10 protein-coding genes are annotated in these 11,839 nt (G+C 59.5%); 3 read left to right on the top strand and 7 right to left on the bottom strand.

Annotated features, from left to right (window positions below; all coding sequences use genetic code 11):
- Positions 1-133 precede the first annotated feature (133 nt).
- From ACELLULO517_RS14890 to ACELLULO517_RS14860, 7 genes are all read right to left on the bottom strand, one after another.
- Positions 134-1,453 carry an MFS transporter gene (locus tag ACELLULO517_RS14890; protein WP_227308196.1) on the bottom strand — a complete coding sequence of 440 codons (1,320 nt, stop codon included), beginning with the start codon at positions 1,451-1,453 and terminating at the stop codon, positions 134-136.
- 68 nt (positions 1,454-1,521) lie between these two features.
- Positions 1,522-2,721, bottom strand: coding sequence for a bifunctional 3-oxoadipate enol-lactonase/4-carboxymuconolactone decarboxylase PcaDC (pcaDC, locus tag ACELLULO517_RS14885; RefSeq protein ID WP_227308195.1), 1,200 nt, complete (start codon positions 2,719-2,721; stop codon positions 1,522-1,524).
- 2 nt (positions 2,722-2,723) lie between these two features.
- Positions 2,724-3,827 (bottom strand): lyase family protein, encoded by a 1,104-nt coding sequence (locus ACELLULO517_RS14880; RefSeq protein ID WP_227308194.1) that lies wholly within the window; start codon positions 3,825-3,827, stop codon positions 2,724-2,726.
- 38 nt (positions 3,828-3,865) lie between these two features.
- Positions 3,866-4,570 carry a protocatechuate 3,4-dioxygenase subunit alpha gene (pcaG, locus tag ACELLULO517_RS14875; protein ID WP_227308193.1) on the bottom strand — a complete coding sequence of 235 codons (705 nt, stop codon included), beginning with the start codon at positions 4,568-4,570 and terminating at the stop codon, positions 3,866-3,868.
- Positions 4,560-5,276 carry a protocatechuate 3,4-dioxygenase subunit beta gene (gene pcaH / locus ACELLULO517_RS14870; RefSeq protein ID WP_227308192.1) on the bottom strand — a complete coding sequence of 239 codons (717 nt, stop codon included), beginning with the start codon at positions 5,274-5,276 and terminating at the stop codon, positions 4,560-4,562. The genes pcaG and pcaH overlap by 11 nt, the downstream gene beginning before the upstream one ends.
- Before the next feature lie 87 nt (positions 5,277-5,363).
- A complete protein-coding gene (locus ACELLULO517_RS14865; protein ID WP_227308191.1) occupies positions 5,364-7,241 on the bottom strand; it encodes a bifunctional sugar phosphate isomerase/epimerase/4-hydroxyphenylpyruvate dioxygenase family protein in 1,878 nt (625 codons plus the stop codon).
- 40 nt (positions 7,242-7,281) lie between these two features.
- Positions 7,282-8,361 (bottom strand): shikimate dehydrogenase, encoded by a 1,080-nt coding sequence (locus ACELLULO517_RS14860; protein ID WP_227308190.1) that lies wholly within the window; start codon positions 8,359-8,361, stop codon positions 7,282-7,284.
- On the opposite strand from ACELLULO517_RS14860, the gene ACELLULO517_RS14855 reads away from it, so the two are divergent.
- From ACELLULO517_RS14855 to ACELLULO517_RS14845, 3 genes are all read left to right on the top strand, one after another.
- Positions 8,345-8,995 (top strand): TetR family transcriptional regulator, encoded by a 651-nt coding sequence (locus ACELLULO517_RS14855; RefSeq protein ID WP_227308189.1) that lies wholly within the window; start codon positions 8,345-8,347, stop codon positions 8,993-8,995. The two genes, ACELLULO517_RS14860 and ACELLULO517_RS14855, sit on opposite strands and share 17 nt — an antisense overlap.
- A 143-nt stretch (positions 8,996-9,138) precedes the next feature.
- Positions 9,139-10,197, top strand: a complete 1,059-nt coding sequence (locus ACELLULO517_RS14850; RefSeq protein WP_227308188.1) for a sugar ABC transporter substrate-binding protein — start codon at positions 9,139-9,141, stop codon at positions 10,195-10,197.
- A gap of 155 nt (positions 10,198-10,352) precedes the next feature.
- A complete protein-coding gene (locus ACELLULO517_RS14845; protein ID WP_227308187.1) occupies positions 10,353-11,837 on the top strand; it encodes a sugar ABC transporter ATP-binding protein in 1,485 nt (494 codons plus the stop codon).
- Positions 11,838-11,839 lie beyond the last annotated feature (2 nt).

The following is an 11,839-nucleotide window of genomic DNA, read 5'->3' as shown; positions in this document are numbered from 1 at the left end:
CCCCGGACCTACCCGCCGCGGCGCCCAGCCGGCCGATTGCTTGCTCCGCCGGGTAGATGCGCGGGTCGGGGTGCGGCCGGCCAGGCCCGCGCACGACAGATTTAGTGGCGTTTCCAACTAAACCTGACGGACTCTAAGATATCTCGACCCTTCGAATGTCACCGATGACGAAGATCCAGGACAGCGCGCCCAGCGCCGCGACCACGCCGACGAAAACAAGCGCTCCGACGAAAGACCCAGTCTTTTGTACGATGATGCCGATAACAAGGGGCGTTACAATGCCGGCCAGGTTTGCGGCGGCACTGTAGAGACCGCCAAGAAGGCCAAGGAAACCACGGGGCGCGACTTCTGACACGACGGCCCAACCGGCATTGGCCATGGCGGCAGCAAAGAAGGTGACCGACAGGATCGCGATGACCGCTTGATCGTTGTTGACGTAATTGGCCGCGATAATGATCGCCGAGACAAGCAAGCCGACAACGACCGGCGCTTTGCGGGAAAGATTGAGGCTGATGCCGGATTTGATCATGCGATCCGACCACCAGCCAGCAACCAGAACACCGAAAAATCCCGCTATATAAGGCAAGGTCGAGAAGAAACCGACTTTGATCCAGGCCATATGCCGCGCCGTCACCAGATAGGTCGGAAACCATGTCAGAAAGAATGTGATGGTCGAGTAGACGGAGAATTGCCCGATGCAGAGACCCCAGACCTGGCGGTGACGAAACAGCGCCCGGATATGTCGCCACTCGAATTTGACGGGCTCAAGCTTGGTCGTGATCCCATCGCCTTGTTCGATGAGGTCAAGCTCGGCGCCGTTGACAGATTTGCTCGTGCTCGGATCTGAATAGCGCGACCAAAAGACAAAGGCATAGGCCAGTCCGATGGCACCAGAAATGCCAAAGAGGGAGCGCCAGCCGAAATGCGCCATGATCCAGAACAGAACGGGGCTCAGAAAGCCAAGTCCGACATATTCGGCGGCGGTGTAGACGCTGATGGCGCGGGCACGTTCCGAACGCGGAAACCACATGCCGACAACATTGCTATTGGCCGGGAAGCAGGGTGCTTCCGCAATGCCAAGCCCCAGGCGCAGCCCGATGAGTGAGCCGACACCGCCGACAAATGCCTGCAGCAAGGTGATGATAGACCAGAAGGTCAGGGACAGCGAGTAGATCATCCTTGGCCCGAAGCGATCCAGAAGGATCCCGGACGGGACCTGCGACAGGAAATAGGTCCAGGAAAAGGCGGAAAAGACGACGCCCAGTAAGGCCGAGCTCAGCCCGAACTCCAGCTTGAAAGCGGGCGCGGCGATGCCGATGATCGCGCGGTCAAGATAATTGATCACGACGGCAATCGATATCAAAGCCAGGATTGCGGTTCGTGCATTGGTGGGTGCTGCCGAGGAGGCAACGCCCGTCGCGCTGGCATTGAGCCTGGTTGATCGTTCAGTCAAGATTGCCTCCTCGGGGTATAGTTTCTTATCGTTGGAAAGCCTTGCCCGGCCAAGTGGGGCCTTATTTTCTAGTCTGGTCTATCAGTGCCGGAGCCATCTTCAAGTTCGGCTATGATCCGACCGGCTTTTGCGAAGCCGGTATTGGCGACCGGAACGCCGGCATAGATTGCGGCTTGCATGAGCAATTCTTTCAGCTCGTCTTGCGTAAATCCGCCTTGAGACAGTCCTGCCCGGACATGAAGTTCGAATTCCTCCCACCGGCCGAGGCTGGCGGTGAATGCGAGCACAAGGAGACGGCGCGTTCGGTCTTCCAGGCCCGGACGACCCCATATTTCGTGCCAGGCGATACGCGTGATCATGGCCTGGAAATCGGCATTGAAGGGGGTACGGGCAGCCAGGGACTTGTCGACCCAGGCATTGCCGAGAATGCGACGGCGATTGGCGAGGCCTGCGTCAAATAAGGCGTCGGCCGCGGCGTCGTGATCCGGACGAGGGGCCAGGAAGCGGCGCATCGATGCTGCAAGAGCACCCGGCGCCTCTATGGGTGGCAGATGCGCCGATTCCAGCGCGATATGGTGCGATCTCGGTATGCAGGCGAGGAGCACGTCGCCATGTCCTGTCAAGGGCGTCGCGATATCCGAGTTCCCGGTGACAACCAGCACCGGAACGGCGATGCTCACGATCCTCTCTATCAGGGCCATGTCGCGAATAGCGGCGGCACAACCGGCATAGCCATCGTCTGATTGCGCGGTGATGCTTTGCCGCAGACTTTCAGCGATCTCCGGGTGGCGGTCCGCGAAGCGCGGGGTTAGGAAGCGGCTGACGGCCATTGTCGCAATTGCCCCTGTCCCGTCCTGGCGCAAGGTATCGATACGCGATTGCCAAGCAGCCCTATCCATCCGCGCGGAGGTGCAGATCAGGACCAGAGCGCTGACCCGTTCGGGGTGGGCGAGGGCAATTTCCATGGCGACCATGCCCCCCAGGGACACACCCGCGATGGCGGCCCGCGCGATACCGGCATCACTCATGACGGCGGCCACGTCATCTGCGAGTTGAGCGAGACGGTAATCGCCACCAGGCGCGTCAGACGCGCCATGGCCGCGCATATCAATACGCAATAGGCGGAAATGCGGTCGCAGAAGCGCGAGCGTCGGCTCCCACAGGCTCATATCTGTGCCAATGGAATTCAACAGGACTAAGGGAGGATGATCCTTCTGGCCCTCAAGCTTCCAGTAGATGCGGGTGCCATCGCGTTGCGTGAACGGCATCGTCACACCTCCTGAATCTGGGCGAGAAGGGCAGCAACGATCGCGAGGCTTTCGCCGATATCCTCGCCGATCCCGGCGACGCTCAGGTTGCGTGCGATCGATGCTTCGTCGATGTCGAGGCCGTCCGCCACGACCGCCATCGCCGCGGCGCTGCCGGCGGCCAGCAGGAATAGATCGGCCAGCGCGGGCCCCTCTGCCTGCCAACCGCCAAGCCCGCGTTCCTCCTCTTGCGGCAATCCCGCGAGAATACCGGCGACGAGCCCGGGGGCGCGCAAGGCTGCCGACAGGGCCACCTGACAGCCTGTCGGGTTGCGTTTATGGGCCATGGCGGAGGAGCCACCGCGCCCTTCGACAAGCGGCTCTCTGGCCTCTCCAACGGCGTCCTGCGACAGCAGGGCGATGTCACGGGCGAATTTGCCGAGCGCACCGATGACCATCCCAAGTGCCGCAGCGATCGACGCGATGGCGATGCGGCGGTTGTGCCAGGGCGCGCTTGGCGCAAGCTTAAGCGTCGAGGCTAAGTGGGCCGCAACGGCCACGCCGCGGCCGGCCAGACCCGCCCGCGTCCCCGCGGCGCCGCCGAATTGTATGCGGGCGCCGCTTGCGACCGCCGCGTCAAAGACCTGCACCGCCTCATGTAAGCCGAGTGCGATCTGCGCGAGACGCAAGCCGAAGCCGATTGGCAGAGCGTTTTGCAGAAGTGTACGCCCGATGGCCGGCAGACCGGCATGACGCTTTGCCAATATCGCCAAGGACCGGACTATCCGTTGGAGATCATGTCGCAGATCGTAGGCCGCCGCCTTGGTCTGCAGCATGAGGACGGTATCAGCCAGATCCTGGCTGGTCGCTCCCTTATGCAAGGCCGCGGCGGCTTCCGGGGGCAAGGCTGCGCGTAGATGGCGGAGGAGGGGAATAGCGAGGGTCCCGGTATGGGCAACCTCGTCCGCCAGCAGGGCGGCATCGATCTCGATGGAGCGGCAGGTCGCGGCAATCTGCTCGGCGGCTTCACGGGCGATCAGCCCTTCGGCGGCTTCAGCCTGAGCGAGGGCCGCCTCGAACGCCAGGGCATGAGAAATGACCGCCGCGTCAGCGAAGATCATCCGCATGCGGGGCGTGGTCGCCGGCCGATTGCTTAGATGATGGCTCACAGGTCGAAGAACACGGTTTCACCCGGCCCTTGCAGCACGATGTCGAGCCACCAGACGCCGTCATCTTGACGCGTGGCAATGAGCGTGTGCCGTCGTTCGGCGGGGACCAGGTTCAAGATCGGGTCAAGATCATTGCCCTGCCCATCCGCGAAATAGAGCCGCGTCGCCAAACGCTTCAGCAGCCCGCGTCCCAGAACGGAGATCGCGATATGGGACGCTTGCGGACTGTTCCCCGGGCCCGGAACAGGGCCAGGGCGGATCGTCTTGAAGCGCCAGACCCCGCCAGCATCCGTGGCGGACCGGCCGAAGCCGATGAAGTTTGGATCCAGCGGCAGGTCTGTCCGGTCGTCAACGAGGCTTGCGTATCGACCAGCCGCATTGGCCTGCCAGATTTCGATCATCGCGTCAGGCACCGGTGCGCCCTCACCATCCAGCACCCTGCCGGCAATTTCGATAACCTCTCCCAAAGGCAGCGCGTGCTGCGGGTTCAGGTTCAGCTTGTAGTGTTCCGGCGGAAAAAGATCCGTCCGCGCTCCCATATCCGAGTTTCCGACAAGATCCGCGCCACCCTTCCAGGGCAATCCATAGTGAAAGAAAGGCCCGACCGTTTGCGAAGGGGTCTGGCCGAACAAGGCCGGATCGAGATTATCCTGTCGTGGTGCCGGATTGCGGTGCGCGCGGTCAGGCCGCTCAATGGTCATGGTCATCATCCTCGAACGGGGTCTGGTCTTGTCCTTTGAGAACGATGTCGAAGAGGTAACCGAGCGCCCAATGGGGCTCTGTCGTCGCGATGTCGAACCTGCAGACGAGGCGCTGGCGGTAAGGCATCGGCACCGCGTTCGCGATCGGGTCGATTTCGATCAGGGGATCATCCGGAAAGTAGAGCTGCGTCACGAGCCTTGTTGCAAAGGCCGGCCCGAGCAGTGAAAGATGGATATGCGCCGGGCGCCATGCGTTCTGGTGGTTGCCCCAGGGATAGGCGCCTGGCCGCACGGTAATGAAACGGTAGCGCCCTTCGGCATCCGTTATCACCCGACCGGCTCCGGTGAAGTTGGGATCGAGCGGCGCGTCCCATTGATCGCGGATATGGACATATCGTCCGGCCGCATTCGTTTGCCAGATCTCCATCACAGTATTCGGGACAGGCCGCCCGCTGTCGTCGATAACCCGACCCGAGACGATAATCCGCTGCCCAATCGGGGGGCCCGCATGCTGGGTCGTGAGATCGGACAGGGCAGGGCCCATGAGCCGGTCCCAGCAATCAGCCGGTCCCGTCACTTCGCTCAAGGTCTGTGGGACCGCGAGCGGCCGGTGGTGAGGACTGCGCAACAGGGTCGACCGGTAGTCTTCAACGCGCGAGGGCGGCGTGCCGGCGTCAGGGTCCCGAAATGGTACAATCAAAGACATGGATTTGCTTGTTCCTCGAACGATCTGGAGGTTTGTCCCCAGCTTTTTTATGTGTCATTCCACTTAGCCGATCGGCATTGCGCCTGGTCAGGCAACCCCTTCAGGACGGTGGGAGAGTCTGCTTTGGGATGCAAGACGAAAGGGTGCATTGGCAGCGCCGTAACCGTCATAGCCGCGCCGCTCGACGATCTCAAAAAAGAACCGCTCTGCGAAGACTTTTGTGTAGCATTGAAAATACTCGCCGCCCGTAGTGTCACGGTCATAGAGAATATTCGCCTGGCGGAGACGCGCGATAAGATCATCATCCAAGCCAAACCGCGCGATCAGATCATCATAGTAATTGGCGGGGATCGGAAGAGGCGAAAAGCCACGGCTTTGGAGCGCTGCGACGGTCGCGAAAATGTCCTTCGTCGCGAGCGCGATATGCTGCGTGCCTGACCCGAGAAATTCATTGAGAAAGCGACCGGACAGCGTGCGCCGGCTTTGCGACCCGTTCAGGACGATTCGCAGGCTTCTTTCGTCGTTCTGTATAACCTGGCTGCGCACCAGACCACCGGGATCGGCGACGTCCTGGCCGTCCGTCTTATTCAAATCGAGTATAGAGCCGTAATAGAGAAGCCAGGACAGCATCTCATCATATTCCATCGACTGGGAAAGGTGATCGACGTTCGTGATCCCAACCTGCACCGGGGAATGATCTTCCTTGTTTGCAGCCTCAAAATCGATGTCACGCCATCGCGTTAGACCTGAATTGTCATCGACAAAATAGACCAGGCTGCCGCCGACGCCGCGCACGGCGGGCATTTCAAGCTCACCCAGGCCGACGGCCTGGCGAAACGGAAGGGCGAGAAGGCCGCTTGCCCGGCGCTCGGCAGCGTCGGCGTCCGCGACTTTGAGGCACCAAGCACAAACGGACGGACCATGCGTCAGATAGAATGTATGTGCAAAACCCTCACGTTCGTAATTCAGGACAAGATTGACATCGCCCTGGCACCAAAGCTCGACCTGTTTCGAGCGATGGCGGCCAGCAAGATGGAAACCAAGCGCGCCAATGAGATTGCGGAATTCTTCGATGGTTGCTTCATTCAGCGCGAATTCGATAAATTCCACGCCACGGCAGATCGCCCTTGGTGGAATGCTATCCGCAGCATCCAATTGGCCCAGCTGATCGGCCAGATAGACCAGCGACCGTTTTCCATCGACCGCGACGGCGCGGGCCGAACCGGCACGGAACTGGTCGTTGAATATCTCCAGCGAGACGACGCCGTCATAGCCGGTGGCCCAGATCGCATCCATGAAAGCCGTGACGGGAAGGTCGCCCTGGCCGGGCATATTGCGGAAATGCCTGCTCCAGGACAGCAGGTCCAGCTCAAGCTTCGGCGCATCCGCCAGTTGGACGAGGAAGATACGGTCGGACGGAATCGAACGGATAGAGGCGACGTCGATACCACGCGCCAGGGTATGAAAACTGTCGAGAATAAGCCCGACGGCAGGATGGTCAGCCCGGCGAACGATTTCCCAGGCATCGCGGTGATCATTGACGAAGCGACCCCAGGCAAGAGCTTCGAAACCGATGCGCAGACCGCGTTTGGCCGCGCGCTCCCCCAGTTCGCGAAGGTCGTCGGCCGCCCGAGACACGCCACCCAAAGCGTGAGGAGAGACATTTGAGCAGATCAACAGCAGATCCGCTCCGAGTTCTTGCATGAGGTCGAATTTTCGTTCCGCGCGATCCAAGCCGCGGCTGCGGAGGGGCTCCGGCATGCCCTCGAAGTCTCGGAAAGGCTGAAAGAGCGTGACGGTGAGTCCCTTATCCCGGACCATGCGCCCCACCGTCGCCGGAGAGTGGTCAAATGTCAGGAAGTCATTTTCAAAGATCTCAACGCCTGTGAACTGGGCGCGCGCGATCGCGTCAAGCTTTTCGGGTAAGTCACCGCTTAAGGATACGGTTGCGATTGATGTCTTCACCGGTGGCCTCCTCCTTGCCGCGTTAGGGATTTGCGGCGACTTAGTCTCTCACCTGATCTTCCTCTGTCATCGACCGAAAATGCGACAGCATGCGGTTTGCGTCAGGCTTGCGGCCTGTAAATAATCTAAAGGCTTCGGCCGCTTGAAAAACAGCCATCCCGCCACCGTTCAAGGTTCTGCAGCCGCGCGAGCTTGCCTCCTGGAGGAGGGCTGTCTTCAGCGGAAAATAGACGACTTCCGCGATCCATAGTCTGGGGTCCAGGAAAGCCGCCGGCAGTGGAAGGCCGGGATGCTCCACCATGCCTGTCGGCGTTGCGTGCACGATCCCTTGTGCCAATGCAAGCGTCGCTGATAGATCAAGACCCGGCTCTACCATGCTGTCGGGAAAGAGCTTTTGCATGTCGGAGGCAAGCGCTGTCGCGCGGCTTTCATTCGTGTCGAAGATCGTCAGACGTCTTGTTCCCAGGCGCAGCATGCCGAAGGCCGTCGCGGCTCCCGCGCCGCCCGCACCAAGCTGCACGACAGAGGTGTAGTCCGCGTTCGGAAGCCCAAGCTTGAATGCTTCCAGGAATCCCCACCAATCAGTATTGTGACCGATCCTTTGACCCTTGCTGAAAACGACCGTGTTCACCGCACCGATCGCGCGCGCGTCATCGCTCAACGCAGTGAGGAGTGGCAGAACCCTTTGCTTGAAGGGATGGGTTATGTTCAGTCCGCTGAAACCCCGCCTCTCGGCATCGTCCAGCAGATCGGGCAGGTCCTCCGGACCCAGGCCGCGTTTCGCCGTATCGATCAGCTCGTAGCTATACGAAAGGCCAGTTTCCCTACCCTCATGCATGTGCATGGCGGGCGAGCGGGAGCCTTGGATCTCTGCGCCGATGAGGCCAGCCCTGATCGTTGCCATTGTCTTTCCCTCAGCAGCTAGCGCACCGATTTTGTCGGTTTTGTAAACTAACCAGTGCGTACATAATACCGAAAACGCGTCTTGAAAAGACCTCTCGATGCGCGGACGACCCTGAGGGGGAAAGCGCGGCAACGTCTGGACAGGAGCGCGCGCGGTCGATACGGCTTTAAAGTGCCAACACCTGAAACTGATGGAAGTGATGAGTGTAACAACCAAGCTCCGCTCGCCCCGCCGGAATGACCCCGACCAAACGAAGGAGGATATTCTGGCTGTTGCGGCAAAAGAGTTCTCGGACCTTGGACTTGCCGGCGCGCGCGTGGACGCGATTGCCGAGCTCACCAAGACGTCCAAGCGGATGATCTATTATTATTTTGAAAGCAAGGAAGGTCTTTATCTGGCGGTCCTTGAACGCGCCTATCAATCGATACGCGCCGTCGAAGACAAGCTGGCCTTAGGGAAACTTGCGCCCGAACAGGCCCTGATGACCTTGATTGACACCACGTTTGACTATGATGAATCGCATCCCGATTTCATCCGCCTTGTAGCGATCGAGAATATCCACCGTGCAGAGCATATGGCGCGTTCATCCTCGATTGCGACGCTCAATGTTCCGGTCATCGAGACCCTGGGGCGCATTCTTGAGGAGGGCTTTCGAAAAGGTGTGTTTCGCCGCCGCGTGCAGCCCGTCGATATTCATATGCTTCTGAGTTCCTTCTGTTTTTTTCGGGTCTCAAATCAATATACGTTCAAAACCATTTTTGACCTTGATCCGACCGACCCGGCTATCCGCAAGCGTCATCGCACAATGATCAAGGACGCGGTCCTGAGCTATTTGCGAAGCACCGACTGAGCCCAACGCCCTTGTGACGGGAGAGGAGGAGATGATCTTGACATGTACGAACTAGATAGTATTTTCGTGACCCAATAACTCGACCACCCGATAAAAGCGCGCAACTCAATTGCGGCCAATAATAACGAACTGGGGAGAGTAAAATGAGGCATGGGTTATTAGTAGTCGCCGGAATCGCAGCAATAGCGGCATTTCATTGGACGGATAGCCGTGCCTTTGCCGAGGATAAAGGCGAGATCGTTTACTTTCTTCCCTCCAGCACCAATCCTTATATCGGGCAGATGGAGAGGGGCGCCAAGGCGAAAGCCGCGGAGTCCGGATATGCTGTCAAATTTCTTGAGAATAATTTCAACCAGGCTGAGCAGAACGCTCAGGTGCAGCAGCAACTTGCTTCCGGCGAAAAAGTTGCAGGATATGTCTGGTACCCGTTCGACAATGCCGCCGGCGTAGGGGCGATGCGCGCCTTGTCGCGAACCGGGGTTCCGGTTGTCGTTACCAATCAGCTACCGCTGAAAGGAACGGAGAAATTCTTCACGGCTTATGCCGGTGCGAGCGATGATCTCAGCGGCAAGACCGCCGGGGAAATGTTGCTTGCCGCTTGCGCGCATAGCGCGACCAAGTGCGACGCCGGTGCCATCATCCGGTTTCCCGCCGGGGTTTCCGCAGGCGATGATCGGGTTACCGGGTTCGAGAATGCCATCAAGGGAAAGCTCACCGTTATATCAGTGACCCCTGCCGACGGCTTTCTGGAAGATTCCGGCTATAAAGTCGCATCGCAGATCATTCCCGCAGAAAAGAGCAAGATCACCTGGGTCTATACCGAGAATGATTCCATGGCCGGTGCGACGGCTCAGGCGGCGCGAGAGAACGGGCTCATTCCAGGCAAGAATATTTTCATCATCGGGGGCACCTGCCACGGTGATTCCAGCCACGTGGTGAACGGAGATCTGATTGGAACCGCCATTCAGTCTGGCTATTTCGAAGGTTGGCTGGCCGTGCAAACACTCGTGAAATACATCAAGACTGACGTGGTTCTGCCTGGATCGGTTTCGCTGCCGGCTGATCCCAATACGCCGCCGTCCGACAGTGGCTCTCCCCATAAATACAATTTCCTGCCCAATCCACCGGTCGGCAATTCTCAGGCAGCCTATGATCAGGCAAAGCTATGGGGGCGTCCCGCCAAGGAGCTGTGCAATTTCTGATGCGCCAGCTTGTCCCTGCAGGCCGATCCAGATGGCAATGCTCGCGGATAGCGTTATGCTCGTTTGACGGCCAATGCCTGATCGGACCAGAAGGATTCGAGACTTTTCCTGCGATGGTTGCCGCACAGGCACTGGCTTTGTTGGGAGACGGCTGAATGCTCCGGATGCAAAACATCGCCAAGCGCTACGGTGCAACGCTTGCTTTGGAGCATGTCGATCTGGAGGTCGCTGCCGGGGAAGTTATGGCTTTGCTGGGCGAGAATGGCGCCGGCAAAAGCACGCTCGTCAAAATCCTCTCCGGACTTGAACATCCGGACGCCGGCAGCATTGAGGTCAATGGCGCGGTGCGCGCGATCGCGTCTCCCGGCCAAGCGAAAGCAATGGGCATTTCTTACGTCGCGCAGGAACTGAGCGTGATCGGTTGCCTGAGCGTCGCCGAAAATGTGCTTCTGGGTGATACGACTATCGGCGTTTTCCGCAGCCAAAGCCGGCTTGCCCGGCTCGCGCGTCCTTATCTGGAGCGGGTCGGTCTTGGCTATATTGACGCTTTGCGGCCGGCTGAGAGCTTTTCTGTGGCCGAGCGCCAGTTGATCGAAATTGCGCGGCTATTATCGCGCAAGACGCGCATTGCCATCCTGGATGAGCCGACAGCGACCTTGTCCGAGACCGAAATCGATCGGGTCAAAGCCGCTGTGCGGGCGCTGGCGGCGGAAGGATGCGCGGTCGTCTATGTCACGCATCGCCTGGGTGAGGTTTTTGAATTGGCCGGACGTGCAACCATCATCCGCAACGGGCGCAGTTTTCCAGCCGTCGCAACCAGCAGCGTGACCGTCGATCAACTGATCGAGATGATGCTTGGCCGGCGATTGGATCAGATGTTTCCGGAGCGGCGCGGAGGGGGCGGGGATGAATTGCTTGTCATCAAGGACTGTCTTTGCCCAGGCTTGACCGCGCCGATCAGCCTGACCTTGCGCAAGGGCGAGATGATCGGCTTTGCCGGCCAGATCGGCAGTGGCGCGAATGCGATTTTGAAGATGATGGCGGGGCTTTTGCCAATCCAGCAAGGGTCGATATCACTCCACGGCAAACCGTTTACGCCGTCCTCCGCCCATGCGAGTATCGCCGCTCAGATCGCGTTCTGCTCCGATGACCGCAAGAGAGATGGGATTTTCGCGGCCCGCAATCTGTTCGAAAACCTCACGGCGCCGACGATCGATGGGATTTCGCGCCTGGGGGTCATTGACCGCACCCGAGAAGCGGTGCGAGCACGCGGCATTGCCCAGCAATTCGATATCGATGTGAACAAGCTCGGCCGGTTGGCGGGCAATCTCAGCGGCGGCAATCAACAAAAGGTCGCGCTTGGTAAATGGATCGGTCTTGATCCCTCGATTTTGATGGTGGAGGAACCGACGCGCGGCGTCGATGTCGGCGCACGCGCCGAAATCTATCGCCATTTGCGACGCCAAACGGATGCCGGATTGTCTGTGCTGTTTTCGTCGTCGGACACGCATGAGGTACATGGTCTTGCGGATCGTGTCGGCACATTTTTTCGAGGACGCCTCATCGACCTCGCACCGGCTTCGACCATGACGGTGGAAAGCATGACCCGTGCGATCACCCATCCGGACCTGGCGGCCTAGGT

The organism is Acidisoma cellulosilyticum (genome assembly GCF_020621385.1).
In the GTDB taxonomy this organism is placed as follows: Bacteria; Pseudomonadota; Alphaproteobacteria; order Acetobacterales; family Acetobacteraceae; genus Acidisoma; species Acidisoma cellulosilyticum.
The sequence above is the reverse complement of the archived record's forward strand: the minus strand, read 5'-3'. Positions and strand labels throughout refer to the sequence as shown.

Bases quoted from the DNA above. Each gene is read 5' to 3' on its own strand.
- ACELLULO517_RS14855 (WP_227308189.1), top strand. From the start codon at position 8,345: ATGAGTGTAACAACCAAGCTCCGCTCGCCCCGCCGGAATGACCCCGAC.
- pcaDC (WP_227308195.1), bottom strand. From the start codon at position 2,721: ATGCCGTTCACGCAACGCGATGGCACCCGCATCTACTGGAAGCTTGAG.
- ACELLULO517_RS14845 (WP_227308187.1), top strand. From the start codon at position 10,353: ATGCTCCGGATGCAAAACATCGCCAAGCGCTACGGTGCAACGCTTGCT.
- pcaH (WP_227308192.1), bottom strand. From the start codon at position 5,276: ATGTCTTTGATTGTACCATTTCGGGACCCTGACGCCGGCACGCCGCCC.
- ACELLULO517_RS14880 (WP_227308194.1), bottom strand. From the start codon at position 3,827: ATGCGGATGATCTTCGCTGACGCGGCGGTCATTTCTCATGCCCTGGCG.
- ACELLULO517_RS14850 (WP_227308188.1), top strand. From the start codon at position 9,139: ATGAGGCATGGGTTATTAGTAGTCGCCGGAATCGCAGCAATAGCGGCA.
- pcaG (WP_227308193.1), bottom strand. From the start codon at position 4,570: ATGACCATTGAGCGGCCTGACCGCGCGCACCGCAATCCGGCACCACGA.